Here is a 15,355-nt window from a genome sequence, read left to right on the forward strand (position 1 = left end):
CGAAGGGCGTGGGGTGGCGTTGCATCGGCTCTACCAGGCCTCGGTACCCTTCCAGCGGCAGCCGAGCCACCTCTGCGCCCGACCGGGCCAGACAAAGAAATTCAGCGAGGAGCGAACTGCGTGACCGCCGACACGTCCGTGCCTTCCAGCGCACTGCTGACCGGAGCAGACCGGGACGGCTCCAACTACACCGCGCGGCACCTGCTCGTCCTCGAAGGCCTCGAGGCCGTCCGCAAGCGCCCCGGCATGTATATCGGGTCCACCGACAGCCGTGGCCTCATGCACTGCCTCTGGGAGATCATCGACAATTCCGTCGACGAGGCCCTGGGCGGCTACTGCGACCACATCGAGGTGATCCTCCACGAGGACGCCTCCGTGGAGGTCCGGGACAACGGCCGCGGCATCCCCGTGGACGTGGAGCCCAAGACCGGCCTGTCCGGGGTCGAGGTCGTCCTGACCAAGCTGCACGCCGGCGGAAAGTTCGGCGGCGGTTCCTACGCCGCCTCCGGCGGCCTGCACGGCGTCGGCGCCTCCGTGGTCAACGCCCTCTCCGCCCGACTCGACGTCGAGGTCGACCGGGGCAGCTCCACGCACGCCATCAGCTTCCGGCGCGGCGTCCCCGGCATGTTCACGGAGCAGGGCCCCGACAGCCCGTTCGATCCCGCCAACGGCCTGCGCAAGGGCAAGCGGGTCGCCAAGGGCAAGACCGGCACCCGGATCCGCTACTGGGCCGACCGCCAGATCTTCCTCAAGGACGCCAAGCTCACGCTGGACACGCTGTACCAGCGCGCCCGCCAGACGGCCTTCCTCGTGCCCGGCCTGACCATCGTCGTGCGCGACGAGCGCGCCCTGGAAGGGTCCGGCAAGACCGAGGAGACCTTCCGCTTCGACGGGGGCATCAGCGAGTTCTGCGAGTACCTCGCCCAGGACAAGGCGGCCTGCGACATCCTGCGCCTGACCGGCACGGGCGTCTTCAAGGAGACCGTCCCGGTCCTCGACGACCGCGGCCACATGACGCCCACCGAGGTCACCCGCGAGCTCGGCGTCGACATCGCCCTGCGCTGGGGCACGGGCTACGAGACGAACGTCAAGTCGTTCGTGAACATCATCGCCACCCCCAAGGGCGGCACCCACATCTCCGGCTTCGAGCGCTCGATCACCAAGACCGTGAACGAGGTCCTGCGCTCGGCGAAGCTGCTGCGCGTCGCCGAGGACGACGTGGTCAAGGACGACGCGATGGAGGGCATGACGGCCGTCGTCACCGTCCGCCTCGCCGAGCCGCAGTTCGAGGGCCAGACCAAGGAGGTCCTCGGCACCTCGGCGGCCACCCGGATCGTCGCGGCCGTCGTCGCCAAGGAGCTCAAGGCCTTCCTGACCTCCACCAAGCGCGACGACAAGCAGCAGGCCCGCGCCGTGATGGAGAAGATCGTCGCGGCCGCCCGGACCCGGATCGCCGCCCGTCAGCACAAGGAGGCGCAGCGCCGCAAGACCGCGCTGGAGACCTCCTCGCTGCCCGCGAAGCTGGCCGACTGCCGCAGCGACGACGTGGAGCGCAGCGAGCTGTTCATCGTCGAGGGGGACTCGGCCCTGGGCACCGCCAAGCTCGCGCGCAATTCCGAGTTCCAGGCGCTGCTGCCCATCCGCGGCAAGATCCTCAACGTCCAGAAGTCCTCGGTCTCGGACATGCTCAAGAACGCCGAGTGCGGGGCGATCATCCAGGTCATAGGAGCCGGCTCGGGCCGGACCTTCGACATCGACGCCGCCCGGTACGGGAAGATCGTCCTGCTCGTCGACGCCGATGTGGACGGCGCGCACATCCGCTGCCTGCTGCTCACGCTCTTCCAGCGCTACATGCGCCCGATGGTCGAGGCGGGCCGGGTCTTCGCCGCCGTGCCGCCCCTGCACCGGATCGAGCTCGTCCAGCCGAAGAAGGGCCAGGACAAGTACGTCTACACGTACTCGGACAACGAGCTGCGCCAGAACCTGCTGGAGTACCAGCGCAAGAACATCCGCTACAAGGACTCGATCCAGCGCTACAAGGGTCTCGGCGAGATGGACGCGGACCAGTTGGCGGAGACCACCATGGATCCCCGCTTCCGCACCCTGCGCCGGATCAACATCGGCGACCTGGACTCGGCCGAGTCGGTCTTCGACCTGCTCATGGGCAATGAGGTGGCCCCGCGCAAGGAGTTCATCACCAGCTCCGCCGCCACCTTGGACCGCTCCCGGATCGACGCCTGACCGGACGGCGGGAACCACGGGTGCCCCCGGTGGCACCTCCTGAGTCCTGGCACACCGGTGCTCTTCACTCCATCACCTGATGGAGTGAAGAGCACCGGGACACCAGTCCGGAAACGGTTCCTCCCGCACATCCTTGTGGGCACGCGGCCAATGCGGCAGCGGACAAGGAGAGTTCGGTGGACAAGCACGAAGGTCGTGATGCCGGAACGATCCGGCTGGACGACCCCTGGTACGACGCGCTGGCCGTCGGATGGGGCGAGGGCGCGGGTGCCGGCGTAGGCGCGGGGCCCGGCGGATCGGCCGGCGAGGGTGCGGAAACGTCACCGCCGCGCTCCGCCCCAGGAGGTCCGCACGCGCCCGGCGCGTCCGACATCTACCTCGAAGTGCAGCGCAGCGCGGCCTTCCAGGAGGTGCGCAGCCGCTACCGAAGGTTCGTCGTCCCCGCGACCGCCGGGTTCTTCCTCTGGTACGTCGCCTACGTGATCGCGGCCACCACGGCGCCCGGCATGATGGCCCGGCCCGTGGTCGGCTCCGTCAACGTGGCCCTGCTCGCGGGCCTCGGCCAGTTCCTCAGCACCTTCGTGCTGACCTGGGCCTACGCCCGGCACGCGCGGCTCAGGCGCGACCGGGCCGCCCTGGACCTGCGCTGGACGGTCTTCGAACAGGAGCAGGTCCGCCGGGCGGACGCCGGGGAGCGCACCCGGGCGCGGGGGGCGGGCCGGTGACCACCGAGCACCAGACCCTGGCGCTGCTGCTGTTCAGCGTCTTCATCGCCGTCACCCTGGGGATCACCACGTGGGTGAGCCGAAACCGGCACGGTTCGGCGGAGGAGTTCTACGCGGGCGGGCGGCTCTTCTCCCCGATGGAGAACGGTTTCGCCATCGCCGGCGACTACATGTCCGCGGCTTCCTTCCTCGGCATCTCCGGCCTGATCGCGCTCTTCGGCTACGACGGCCTCCTGTACTCGGTGGGCTTCCTCGTCGCCTGGCTGGTCGTGCTGTTCCTCGTCGCCGAACTCGTCCGCAACTGCGGCCGCTTCACCCTCGCCGACGTGGTCGCCGCGCGGATGAGCGAGAGGCCGGTGCGGATCGCGGCGGGGACCTCCTCGGTCGTCGTCTCCGTGCTCTACCTCATCGCGCAGATGGTCGGCGCGGGCAGCCTGGTCGGCCTGCTGCTGTCCGATTCGGGCCGGACCGCACGGACGCTGACCGTGATCGGGGTCGGCGCCCTCATGGTCATCTACGTGTCCTTCGGCGGAATGCGGGCCACGACCTGGATCCAGATCGTCAAGGCCGTCCTGCTGATGGGCGGGGCGATCACGCTGACCGTGCTGGTGCTGCTGCGCTTCCACGGGAACTTCGACCAGCTGCTCAGCAGCGCCGCCGAGCGCAGCGGTTACGGGGACCGCTTCCTGGGCCCCGGGCTCAAGTACGGCGGCGACTGGACGGCCCGCTTCGACTTCATGAGCCTCGGACTCGCGCTGGTCCTCGGGACGGCCGGGCTGCCGCACATCCTGTCGCGCTTCTACACCGTGCCGACGGCGCGGGCCGCCCGCCGGTCGGTGGTGTGGGCGATCGGGCTGATCGGCGGCTTCTACCTGATGACCATCGTGCTGGGCTTCGGGGCGGCGGCGCTGCTCGGGCCGGAGCAGGTCAAGGCCTCCAACGCCTCGGGGAACACGGCGGTTCCGCTGCTCGCGGCGTTCCTGGGCGGAGGGGCCGAATCCACCGGCGGCGCGGTGCTGTTCGCCTTCGTGGCCGCCATCGCCTTCGCCACGATCCTCGCGGTGGTCGCGGGGATCACCCTGGCCTCCTCGGCCTCCGTCGCGCACGACCTGTACGCCTCGCTGAAGCGCCGTCACGCCCGGCAGCGCAGCGAGGTGACGGTGGCCCGGGTGGCCGCCGTCGGGATCGGGGCGGTGGCGATCGCGCTGGGACTGCTCGCGCAGGACCTCAACGTGGCGTTCCTGGTGGGGCTGGCCTTCGCGGTGGCGGCCTCGGCGAACCTGCCGGTGCTGCTGTACTCGCTGTTCTGGCGCGGCTTCACCACGCGGGGGGCCGTCTGGTCGGTGTACGGGGGCCTGGTCCCCGCGGTGCTGCTGGTCGTGCTCTCGCCGGTGGTCTCCGGAAGCCCCGAATCGCTGTTCCCGGGCGTGGACTTCCAGTACTTCCCGCTCCAGAACCCGGGCCTCGTGTCGATCCCGCTGGGCTTCCTGGCGGGCTGGCTGGGCACGGTCACCTCGGCGGAGGAGCCGGACGAGCGGCGGCACGCGGAGACGGAAGTCCGCTCCCTGACCGGCGCCGGGGCGGTCTAGGCCGGCTCGCCGGCGTCAGCTCGCCGGCGTCAGCTCGCAGGGGGCCGGGGAGCGGGCCCGGTGGCGGGGGGCTGCCAGGAGTAGCGGTGTTCCGGGCGGCCCGTCTCGCCGTAGCGCAGGGCCAGGGTGACGCGGCCGGAGCGGTCGAGGAGCTTGAGGTAGCGCTGGGCGGTCTGGCGGCTGATGCCCGCGAGGTCGGCGATCTGCTGGGTGGAGAGCGGGCCTTCGGCGGTGCGCAGGATCCGGCGGACCAGCTCGGCGGTGGTGGGGGAGTGGCCCTTGGGGAGGTCGTTGGGGGCGCCGGCCGCGGCGAGGGCGCCGAAGATCCGGTCGACCTCCGCCTGTTCGGCCTCGCCGCCCGTGTCCAGGGTGCGGCGCAGGGCCCCGTAGGCCTCCAGGCGGGTGCGCAGGCCGGCGAAGGTGAAGGGCTTGACCAGGTACTGGAGGGCGCCGAGGCGCATCGCGGCCTGGACGGTGGCCAGGTCGCGGGCGGCCGTCACCATGATGACGTCGGTGTGTTGGCCGCGTTCGCGCAGGCGCCGGACCAGGTCCAGGCCGTTCTCGTCCGGGAGGTAGTGGTCGAGGAGGATCAGGTCCACCGGGCGGGAGTCGAGGAGCGCCAGGGCCTGCGCCGCCGAATGGGCCCGGGCCGCCACGCGGAAGCCGGGAACCTTCGCCACATAGGCCGCGTTGATCCGGGCAACACGCATGTCGTCGTCGACGACCAATACGTCGAAGTCGCCGGGCTCACCGCGGTCGGCGCCGCCACCGGACACGCCGGGGATCCCGTCCGGGGTCGCGCTCATCGCAGGGCCTCCGGGAGTACGACGGAGAATTCCGCCCCTCCGTCCGCTGTCTCGCCGGCCCGGACCGTGCCGCCCTGCCGCTCGGCCAGGCGCCGCACCAGCGCGAGACCGAGCCCGCGCTCGCGGTGGGCCCGGGGCTGCTTGGTCGACCAGCCTTCGGTGAAGATCTCCTCGCGGCGCGCCGCCGGGACGCCGGGGCCGCTGTCGCGGACCAGCAGGACGGCCGTGCGGCCCTCCGCCCGGATGTCGACCTCCACCAGAGGCGCGAGCGAGCCCGCCGCCGCGTCCAGCGCGTTGTCGACCAGGTTGCCGACGATGGTGACCAGCCCGCCCGGGTCGACGAGGCGGTCGGGCAGCAGGGCGCGGTCGGCCAGGCGCAGCGGGACGCCGCGCTCGGCGGCGACGGTGGCCTTGCCGACGAGCAGCGCGGCGAGCAGCGGGTCGTGGATCTTCTCGGTGACCTGCTCCGCCGTGCTGCGGTGCACGCCGACGACCTCCGTCACGAACTCCACGGCCTCCTCGTACAGGCCCAGTTCGAGCAGGCCGAGGAGGGTGTGGAGCCGGTTGGCGTGTTCGTGGTCCTGTGCGCGCAGGGCGTCGATCAGGCCTTTGGTGGAGTCGAGCTCGCGGCCCAGGTGCTCCAGCTCGGTGCGGTCGCGCAGGGTGGCCACGGCTCCGCCGTCCTCGGTGGGCATCCGGTTGGCGACCAGCACCCGCGGGCCCTGGACGGTGAGCAGGTCGTGGCCGGTGACGCGGCCGGCCAGGACGTCGGTGGTGCGGCCCGCGCCGAGTACGTCGTCCAGAGCGCGCCCGGCGACCGCGCCGGCGGAGTCGGGCGCGAGGCCCAGCAGTCGGGCCGCCTCGTCGTTGACCAGCCGGACCCGGCCTTCCCGGTCGAGGGCGATCACGCCTTCGCGGATGGAGTGCAGCATGGCCTCGCGCTCGGCGAGCAGGCCCGCGATATCGGAGAAGGCCAGGTCCCGGGTCTGCCGCTGGATCCGGCGGGAGAGCAGGTAGGCGGCGAGGGCCCCGGCCGCCAGGGCGCCGCCCGCGTACGCGAGGAGGCCCGGGATGGCGCCGAGCAGGCGGCCCTGGACGCTGTCGTAGGCGATGCCGACCGAGACGGCGCCGACGATCTCGCCGTCGGCGGCGAGCAGCGGGACCTTGCCGCGTGCGGAGCGGCCCAGGGTGCCCTCGTCGATCTCCATGACCTCGCGGCCCGCCAGGGCGTCACCGGGGTCGGTGGAGACGGGCCGGCCGATCCGGTCGGGGCTCGGGTGCGAGCGGCGGATTCCGGCCAGGTCCATGACGACCACGTACTCGGCGCCGGTGGCTCGACGGAGCCGCTCGGCGGAGGCCTGCACGGGGCCGTCCGCAGCCGGCCCCGATGCGAGGAGGCCGGCGGCCAGTGCCGGATCGGCCGCCGCGCTCTGGGCGATGGCCAGTGCGCGCCGCATGGCCTGGTCGTCGAGCTGCGCGCTCAGCGGGGCCAGGAACAGTCCGGTGGCCAGGGCGAGGACCCCGGCGGCGATGGCCAGCTGGGTCAGCAGGATCTGGGAGACGGCCCGTCTGGGCAGCCCGAGGCGCCGAGCGCTCATGTGGGGGAACCGCATGCCTAGGAACCCTAGAGGGTGTCGTGCCGGTCAGGGCGGGCCCGTAAGCGGAATTCTTCTCACTCACGCAAATGGCTTGCGTTATTTGCGCCCAGCTTGCGCAAGTGATGACGGCATAAAAGTGCGGTCAGAGTTGTAGACGACTCGCCAATGCTCTGCAACTCTCGCACGGCAGACCGCAAATTCCTATCTCCCATGGTTCAGAAAGCTCATGTCGAGGGACGAGGACATATGAGAAGGCACAACTGGAGATGGCGGGCCCTGGCCGCCTTGATCAGCACGGCCCTGCTGATGCTGGGCTGGCCCGCTCTCACCGCCGTGGCCGCCGGCGGACCGAGCATCTCGGCGGGCCGCCCCGCCGGCGCGAGCAGTACGAACGGCGGCTACACGGCCGCCAACGTCACCGACGGGAACCAGTCCTCGTACTGGGAGAGCGCCGGCTCGACCTTCCCGCAATGGGTGCAGACCGACCTCGGGGCCACCACCCGGATCGACCAGGTCGTGCTCAAGCTCCCCGCGGGCTGGGAGAGCCGCAACCAGACCCTGTCCGTCCAGGGCAGCGCCGACGGCACCAGCTACAGCACCCTGGTGAGCTCGGCGACGTACACCTTCGGCCAGGGCGGGGGGAACACCGTCGCCATCGGCTTCCCCGCCACCCAGACCCGGTACGTGCGGATCGACATCACCGCCAACACCGGCTGGCAGGCCGCCCAGCTCTCCGAGCTGGAGGTCCGCGCCCCCGGCGAGTCCGGGACCAACCTGGCGCTCGGCAAGACGCTGACCGCCAGCACCAGCACCCAGTCCTACGTCGCGGGCAACGCCAACGACGGAAACACGGCCAGCTACTGGGAGAGCGTCAACAACGCCATGCCCCAGTGGCTCCAGGCCGACCTCGGCTCCTCCGTCCGCGTGGACAAGGTGGTCCTCAAGCTGCCCGAGAACTGGGGCGCCCGCACCCAGACCCTCAAGATCCAGGGCAGTGCCAACGGCACGGACTACACGGACCTGACCGCCTCCAAGGCCTACGACTTCAACGCCGCCGGCGCGAACGCGGTGACGATCGCCTTCGACGCCACCACCACCCGCCACGTGCGCGTGTGGATATCGCTCAACTCCGTCCAGCCCGGCGGGCAGCTGTCCGAGCTGGAGATCTACGGACCGACGACCGGGGACACCCAGGCCCCGACCGCCCCGACCGCACTCGCCTACAGCGAGCCCGCCACCGGGCAGATCAAGCTCACCTGGAACGCCTCCACCGACAACACCGGCGTCACCGGCTACGACGTCTACGCCAACAACCAGCTGCGCACCAGCGTCGCCGGCAACGCCACCACCTACACCGACACCCAGCCGGCCTCCGCGAGCGTGACGTACCACGTCCGGGCCAAGGACGCGGCCGGCAACCAGTCGGCGAACAGCAACAGCGTCACCCGCGCCGGCGAGACCGGTGACACCCAGGCCCCGACGGTGCCGGGCTCCCTGGCCTTCACCGAGCCGGCGTCCGGCCAGATCAAGCTCACCTGGCAGGCCTCCACCGACAACGTCGGCGTCACCGGCTACGAGGTGTTCGCCAACAACGTGCCGGTCGCCACGGTCGCGGGCAACGCCACCACCCACACCGACACCCAGCCGGCCACCGCCACCGTGAGCTACTTCGTCCGGGCCAAGGACGCAGCGGGCAACCGGTCCGGGGACAGCAACTCCGTCACCCGCAACGGCAGCGGAGGCGGCGGCTCCAACCTGGCCGTCGGCAGGCCCATCAGCGGTTCCTCCGTGATCCACACCTTCGTCGCGGAGAACGCCAACGACAACAGCACCAGCACCTACTGGGAGGGCGCCGGCGGCGCCTACCCGAGCACCCTGACGGTCGCGCTCGGCTCCAACGCCGACGTGGACCGCCTGGTCCTCAAGCTGAACCCGGACAGCAGCTGGGGCACCCGCACCCAGAACATCCAGGTCCTCGGCCGCGAGCAGGGCGCCCCTGGCGTCACCAGTCTGGTCGCCGCCAAGGACTACGTGTTCAACCCGGCCGCCGGCTCGAACACCGTCACCATCCCGCTGAACGCCCGCGTCGCGGACGTGCAGCTGCGCTTCACGTCCAACACCGGCTCCTCCAACGGCCAGATCGCCGAGTTCCAGGTCATCGGCGTCCCGGCGCCCAACCCGGACCTCCAGGTCACGGCCCTCGGCGCGAGCCCGGCGGCCCCCGTCGAATCGGACTCCGTCACGCTGTCCGCCACCGTCAAGAACACCGGCCCGGCCCCGGCGGCCGCGACCGCCGTCTCCTTCCAGCTCGGCGGCTCCAAGGTCGCCACCGCCGGCGTGCCGGCCCTGGCCGCGGGCGCCACGGCGACCGTCACGGCCGGCATCGGCCCGCGCGACGCGGGCACGTACCCGCTGAGCGCGGTCGTCGACGAGGCGAACGCGGTGGTCGAGCAGAACGAGACGAACAACAGCCTCACCGGCCCGCCGCTCGTCATCCGGCCGGTCGACAGCTCGGACCTGGTGGCCTCGGCCGTCACCTGGTCGCCGAGCGCCCCGTCCGCGGGCCAGACGGTCGACTTCTCCGTCACCGTCAAGAACCAGGGCACCGTGGCCGCCGCCGCGGGCACGCACCACGTCACCCTCACCCTGCAGGACGCGGGCGGCGCCACCGTCCGCACGCTGGCCGGCTCCTTCAGCGGCGCGCTCGCGGCCGGAGCCACCACGGCCCCCATCCCGCTCGGCAACTGGACGGCCGCCAACGGCAAGTACACCGTCAAGGTGGTCCTCGCCGACGACGCCAACGAACTGCCGGTCAAGCGCGGCAACAACACCTCCACCAAGCCCTTCTTCGTCGGCCGCGGGGCGAACATGCCCTTCGACACGTACGAGGCGGAGGACGGCGTGGTCGGCGGCGGGGCCAACGTCGTCGGCCCCAACCGCACCGTCGGCGACATCGCCGGCGAGGCCTCGGGCCGCAAGGCCGTGAACCTCGACGCGACCGGCGAGTACGTCGAGTTCACCACCCGCGCCGCCACCAACACCCTGGTCACCCGCTTCTCCATCCCGGACGCCCCGGGCGGCGGCGGCATCGACTCCACCATCAACGTCTATGTCAACGGCGTCCTCAAGAAGGCCCTGCCGCTGACCTCCAAGTACGCCTGGCTCTACGGCGCTGAGGCCGGTCCCGGCAACGCGCCGAGCGCGGGCGCGCCGCGGCACATCTACGACGAGGCCAACATCCTCCTCGGCGAGACCGTCCCGCAGGGCAGCAAGATCCGCCTCCAGAAGGACGCGGCCAACACCTCCACCTACGCGATCGACTTCGTGAGCCTGGAGCAGGCCACGGTCATCCCCAACCCCGACCCGGCGACCTACACCGTGCCCGCCGGCTTCACCCACCAGGACGTGCAGAACGCCCTGGACAAGGTCCGCATGGACACCACGGGCAAGCTCGTCGGCGTCTACCTGCCGCCGGGCGACTACCAGACGGCGAGCAAGTTCCAGGTGTACGGCAAGGCCGTGCAGGTCGTCGGCGCCGGACCGTGGTTCACCCGCTTCCACGCCCCGGCAACGCAGGACAACACCGACAACGGCTGGCGCGCGGAGGGCACCGCGAAGGGCTCGTCCTTCTCGGGCTTCGCCTACTTCGGCAACTACACCTCGCGCATCGACGGTCCCGGCAAGGTCTTCGACTTCTCCAACGTGACCGACATGACCATCGACAACATCTGGAACGAACACCAGGTGTGCCTCTACTGGGGCGCCAACACCGACCGGATCACGATCAAGAACTCGCGGATCCGCGACACCTTCGCCGACGGCATCAACATGACCAACGGCAGCACGGACAACCTCGTGACCAACATCGAGGCGCGCTCCACGGGTGACGACAGCTTCGCGCTGTTCTCCGCCATCGACGCGGGCGGCGCGGACATGAAGAACAACGTCTACGAGAACCTGAGCGCGATCCTGACCTGGCGCGCGGCCGGTGTGGCCGTCTACGGCGGCTTCAACAACACCTTCCGCAACATCTACATCGCCGACATCCTCGTCTACTCGGGCATCACGATCAGCTCGCTGGACTTCGGGTACCCGATGAACGGGTTCGGGACCGACCCGACGACCTTCGAGAACATCTCGATCGTCCGGTCCGGCGGCCACTTCTGGGGAGCCCAGACCTTCCCCGGAATCTGGATCTTCTCGGCTTCCAAGGTGTTCCAGGGAATCCGGATCAACAACGTCGACATCATCGATCCGACGTACAGCGGAATCATGTTCCAGACGCAGTACATCGGAGGGCAGCCCGTCAATCCCATCAAGGACACCATTCTGAAGGACATCACCATCACCGGGGCCAAGAAGAGCGGCGACGCCTTCGACGCCAAGTCCGGGTTCGGCCTCTGGGCCAACGAGATGCCCGAGGCGGGACAGGGGCCGGCCGTGGGTGAGGTCACCATCCAGAACCTGAGGATGGGCGACAACGCCGTGGACGTGCGCAACACGACCTCGACGTTCAAGATCAACCAACTGCCGTAGCGGGCGGCCCGTCAAGGGTCTGACCCGGAGCCCGACCAAGAGAGCGGCGGGGCACCCCCTCGGGGTGCCCCGCCGCTGCTCGGCGTGATCGCGCAGCCACCCGGGCGCAGGGGGTTCCGTACCGGATTCCGATGGGCCAAACTGGCCGTAATCGAACTGCAAGGAACTTGCATTGTTTGCGCTACTCTTGCGCTCATGACGCGACGACTTGCTCAAGTAGCGAAGAAGGTGGGGGTCAGCGAGGCAACGGTCAGCCGGGTGCTCAACGGCAAGCCGGGCGTCTCGGAGACGACCCGCCAGTCCGTGCTCACGGCCCTCGACGTCCTCGGCTACGAGCGCCCCACCCAGCTGCGCGGCGAGCGCGCCCGGCTGGTCGGCCTGGTACTCCCGGAACTGCAGAACCCCATCTTCCCGGCCTTCGCCGAGGTCATCGGCGGGGCGCTCGCCCAGCAGGGGCTGACCCCGGTGCTCTGCACGCAGACCACCGGCGGGGTGTCCGAGGCCGACTACGTCGAGCTCCTGCTCCAACAGCAGGTGTCCGGCGTCGTCTTCGCGGGCGGACTGTTCGCCCAGGCCGACGCCCCGCACGAGCACTACCGGCTGCTCCACGACCGCAAGGTCCCGGTGGTGCTCATCAACGCCTCGATAGAGGACCTCGGCTTCCCGTGCGTGTCCTGCGACGACGCCGTCGCGGTCGAGCAGGCCTGGCGCCACTTGGCCTCGCTCGGGCACGAACGCATCGGCCTGGTGCTGGGTCCGCCCGACCATATCCCCTCGCTGCGCAAGCTGGTGGCCGCCCAGACGGTGGCCGCGGCGGCCGGCTCCGAGCTGCCCGCCGAGCACGTGGAACGGGCGCTGTTCTCCCTGGAGGGCGGCCACGCGGCCACCTCCAGGCTGCTGGACCGGGGGGTGACGGGCATCATCTGCGCGAGCGACCCGCTGGCCCTGGGGGCCATCAGGGCCGCCCGCCGCCGGGGTCTGAACGTGCCGGGAGAGGTCTCCGTCGTCGGCTACGACGACTCGGCCTTCATGAACTGCACCGAACCCCCGCTGACCACCGTCAGGCAGCCCATCGAAGCCATGGGCAGGGCCGCCGTGGAGCTGCTCACCGCGCAGATCCAGGGGCACGCCGTGCAGCCCGGCGAGCTGCTCTTCGAGCCGGAGCTCGTGGTGCGCGGCTCCACGGCGCAGGTCCCGCGCCCCCGGCCCGCGTAACACCCCGCTCCGCTCCGCCCCTCGAACTCAGGGCCCCGCAACGTCTGCTGACGTTTCGGGGCCCTGTTTTGCGTTCTCTGTCCGACCTGTCCGTCGCGCAACTGCCAAGGTCTTGCGAAATCTGCGCGAGATATTGCGTTCATCTGTCGGTGGTGGTTGAGTGTGCCGCGCTCGCCCCCACACTCGCCCCACGCCTCCTGCTTGATGCTCGAAGGGGACCACCGATGAGAACCAACATCCGCCGCACCACCGCGGCCGCCCTCGTCTCGGCGCTCGCCGTCACGGCCCTCGCGGCCTGCGGTACGAGTAGCGGTGGCGACGAGGAGAAGAACCAGCCGACCGGCGGTTCCGCGGACGCCGCCGCGCCGCTCGACCCGAAGACCAAGGTCACCATCTCCATCGACTGCATGCCGCCCGCGGCGAAGGCGCCCGAGCTCAAGCAGTGGAAGGAGGACGTGGCGGCGTTCAACAAGCTCTACCCGAACGTCACGATCGAAGGCCGCTCCACCCCCGGCCAGTGTCTGGAGCCCCCGCGCTTCACGGCGATGCTCAAGGCCAAGTCGCAGCCCGACGTGTTCTACGCCTACTTCACCGACCTCAAGCAGGTCCTGGACAACGACGGGGCCGAGGACATCTCGGCGTACGTCACGCCCAAGTCGGTCCCCGCCTTCGACGACGTCGACAAGAACGTCGTCAACACCCTGAAGGCGGACGGCAAGCTCTACGCCCTGCCCACCAGCAACTACACGATGGGCCTGCTGATCAACCGCAAGCTCTTCCAGCAGGCGGGGCTCAACCCCGACCAGCCGCCCCGCACCTGGGACGAGGTCCGCGCGGCCGCCAAGAAGATCGCGGCACTCGGCAACGGCACCTCCGGCTACGGCGAGTACAGCGTCGAGAACACCGGCGGCTGGCACTTCACCGCCGCGATGTACGGCATGGGCGGCGACATCGTCGGCGCCGACGGCAAGGCGGCCTTCAACAACCCGACCGGCAAGCAGGTCGTCGACAACCTCCGCGCCATGCGCTGGGAGGACGACAGCATGGGCAAGACCCAGCTGCTCAAGTGGGGCGACCTGCAGAAGCAGATGGCCTCGGACAAGCTCGGCATGTTCCTCGCCGCGCCCGACGACATCAGCTACATGGTCCAGCAGCTCTCCGCCAAGTACGAGAACTTCGGCATGGGCCCCATTCCCGGCGGCGCCGCGACGCTCGCCGGCGGCAACGGCTACATGATCAAGAAGGGCAGCTCGCCCGACAAGGTCAAGGCCGCCATCGCCTGGCTGAACTTCAAGACGCTCTCGGTCGGCAAGGGCCAGTTCCAGTACGACCGCAACAAGACCGACGGCCTGCCGGTCGGACTTCCGCAGCCCGCCTTCTTCACCGGCGCCAGCAAGGCCAAGGACGACGAGCTCAAGGCCGCCAACGCCACCATGCCCGTCGTCAACTTCAAGCCGTTCCTGGACAACCCGGTGCCCGGCAAGGCCGAGCCGGTGAAGGCCCAGGAGGTCTACAAGGTCCTCGACAAGGTGATGTCGGGCGTCCTGACGAACAAGGACGCCGACTCGGCGCAGCTCCTCGCGGAGGCCGAGAAGGCCGTCAACCAGGTGCTGGCCAACCAGTAGCCGGACCGGCCGGGGAGGTCCGGGCGCGGCCTCCCCGGCCCGGACCCGCCCCCGCACCCCCGCATATCGATGGCGACGACCCACCAAGGAGCGAGCGGCGATGTCGGCTCCCACCCTGTCCGGTAACTCCCGCGAGGAATTCGCCCGGGCGTTCAAGCGGAACCTCTCGGCCCACGGCTTTCTGATCGGCGCCGTCCTCTGCTTCTCCTTCTTCTCCTGGTACCCGATGGTCCGGGAGTTCCTGCTGGCCTTCCAGAAGACCGAGGGCGGCACCGTCCGCTGGGTCGGCTGGGACAATTTCCGCTACGTCTTCAACGACCCGGCCTTCTGGCAGGCCTGGCGCAACACCCTGCTCTTCACCGGGCTCGCGCTGATCCTCGGCTTCGTCGTCCCGTTCGTCGTCTCGGTCGTGCTCAACGAATTCCGGCACGCGCAGGGATACTTGCGGCTGCTGGTCTACCTGCCGGTGATGATGCCGCCGGTGGCCTCGATCCTGCTCTTCAAGTACTTCTACGATCCCGGCTACGGCATCTTCAACAAGATCCTGGAATTCCTGCACCTGCCGGCGCAAGACTGGCTGCAATCCACCGATACCGCGATGCTCTCCGTCGTCATCGCTTCCACGTGGATGAACATGGGCGGCGCGACCCTGATCTACCTGGCCGCCCTCCAGGGAGTCCCCGGCGAGCTCTACGAGGCGGCCGAGCTCGACGGGGCCGGGGTGCTGCGCAAGATCTGGCACGTCACGATCCCGCAGACCAAGCTCATCCTCTCGCTGATGCTGCTCATGCAGATCATCGCCACGATGCAGGTGTTCGTCGAACCCTTCATGCTGACCGGCGGCGCCGGCCCCGAGGGATCGACCACCACCGTCGTCGTCCTCATCTATCAGTACGCCTTCAGCTTCAACCAGTACGGCGGCGCCGCGGCCCTGGGCCTGTGCCTGCTCGTCCTGCTCGCCGGCTTCTCCGCCGTGTACGTCCGGCTGAGCCGCGACAACGAGAACTGACGGGAGCACTC

General features: G+C 70.0%; 9 protein-coding genes. 7 read left to right on the plus strand and 2 right to left on the minus strand.

Annotated features, from left to right (window positions below):
* The first annotated feature begins 120 nt into the window (after positions 1–120).
* The 3 genes from DRB89_RS15960 to DRB89_RS15970 all read left to right on the plus strand — a co-directional run bounded on the left by DRB89_RS15960 (position 121) and on the right by DRB89_RS15970 (position 4,555).
* Positions 121–2,241, plus strand: a complete 2,121-nt coding sequence (locus tag DRB89_RS15960) for a DNA topoisomerase IV subunit B (RefSeq protein WP_112449104.1) — start codon at positions 121–123, stop codon at positions 2,239–2,241.
* Positions 2,242–2,417: 176 nt separating this feature from the next.
* Positions 2,418–2,966, plus strand: coding sequence for a DUF485 domain-containing protein (locus tag DRB89_RS15965; RefSeq protein ID WP_112449105.1), 549 nt, complete (start codon positions 2,418–2,420; stop codon positions 2,964–2,966).
* Complete coding sequence (locus tag DRB89_RS15970) at positions 2,963–4,555, plus strand: cation acetate symporter (protein WP_112449106.1); 1,593 nt, start codon at positions 2,963–2,965, stop codon at positions 4,553–4,555. Before DRB89_RS15965 ends, DRB89_RS15970 begins: the two co-directional genes overlap by 4 nt.
* Positions 4,556–4,584: 29 nt before the next feature.
* On the opposite strand, the gene DRB89_RS15975 is transcribed toward DRB89_RS15970, so the two are convergent.
* Positions 4,585–5,361: a response regulator gene (locus DRB89_RS15975; protein WP_112449107.1), complete on the minus strand. Its 777-nt coding sequence runs from the start codon at positions 5,359–5,361 to the stop codon at positions 4,585–4,587.
* Positions 5,358–6,959 carry a sensor histidine kinase gene (locus tag DRB89_RS15980; protein ID WP_239516171.1) on the minus strand — a complete coding sequence of 534 codons (1,602 nt, stop codon included), beginning with the start codon at positions 6,957–6,959 and terminating at the stop codon, positions 5,358–5,360. The genes DRB89_RS15975 and DRB89_RS15980 overlap by 4 nt, the downstream gene beginning before the upstream one ends.
* 246 nt (positions 6,960–7,205) lie before the next feature.
* Between DRB89_RS15980 and DRB89_RS15985 the strand changes: the two genes are divergently transcribed.
* From DRB89_RS15985 to DRB89_RS16000, 4 genes are all read left to right on the plus strand, one after another.
* Positions 7,206–11,495, plus strand: coding sequence for a discoidin domain-containing protein (locus DRB89_RS15985; RefSeq protein WP_162688600.1), 4,290 nt, complete (start codon positions 7,206–7,208; stop codon positions 11,493–11,495).
* Positions 11,496–11,690: 195 nt separating this feature from the next.
* Positions 11,691–12,710 carry a LacI family DNA-binding transcriptional regulator gene (locus tag DRB89_RS15990; protein WP_112449109.1) on the plus strand — a complete coding sequence of 340 codons (1,020 nt, stop codon included), beginning with the start codon at positions 11,691–11,693 and terminating at the stop codon, positions 12,708–12,710.
* A gap of 224 nt (positions 12,711–12,934) precedes the next feature.
* Positions 12,935–14,335: an extracellular solute-binding protein gene (locus DRB89_RS15995; protein ID WP_112449110.1), complete on the plus strand. Its 1,401-nt coding sequence runs from the start codon at positions 12,935–12,937 to the stop codon at positions 14,333–14,335.
* A gap of 100 nt (positions 14,336–14,435) precedes the next feature.
* On the plus strand, positions 14,436–15,344 hold the full coding sequence (locus DRB89_RS16000; RefSeq protein ID WP_112449111.1) for a sugar ABC transporter permease: 909 nt from the start codon (positions 14,436–14,438) through the stop codon (positions 15,342–15,344).
* The last annotated feature ends 11 nt before the right edge of the window (positions 15,345–15,355 follow it).

It is taken from the genome of Streptomyces sp. ICC4 (genome assembly GCF_003287915.1).
Lineage (GTDB): Bacteria > Actinomycetota > Actinomycetes > Streptomycetales > Streptomycetaceae > Streptomyces > Streptomyces tritrimontium.

Excerpts from the sequence above, each read along its gene's own strand:
- DRB89_RS15985 (WP_162688600.1), top strand. The coding sequence starts at position 7,206 with ATGAGAAGGCACAACTGGAGATGGCGGGCCCTGGCCGCCTTGATCAGC.
- DRB89_RS15975 (WP_112449107.1), bottom strand. The coding sequence starts at position 5,361 with ATGAGCGCGACCCCGGACGGGATCCCCGGCGTGTCCGGTGGCGGCGCC.
- DRB89_RS15995 (WP_112449110.1), top strand. The coding sequence starts at position 12,935 with ATGAGAACCAACATCCGCCGCACCACCGCGGCCGCCCTCGTCTCGGCG.
- DRB89_RS15990 (WP_112449109.1), top strand. The coding sequence starts at position 11,691 with ATGACGCGACGACTTGCTCAAGTAGCGAAGAAGGTGGGGGTCAGCGAG.
- DRB89_RS16000 (WP_112449111.1), top strand. The coding sequence starts at position 14,436 with ATGTCGGCTCCCACCCTGTCCGGTAACTCCCGCGAGGAATTCGCCCGG.
- DRB89_RS15980 (WP_239516171.1), bottom strand. The coding sequence starts at position 6,959 with ATGAGCGCTCGGCGCCTCGGGCTGCCCAGACGGGCCGTCTCCCAGATC.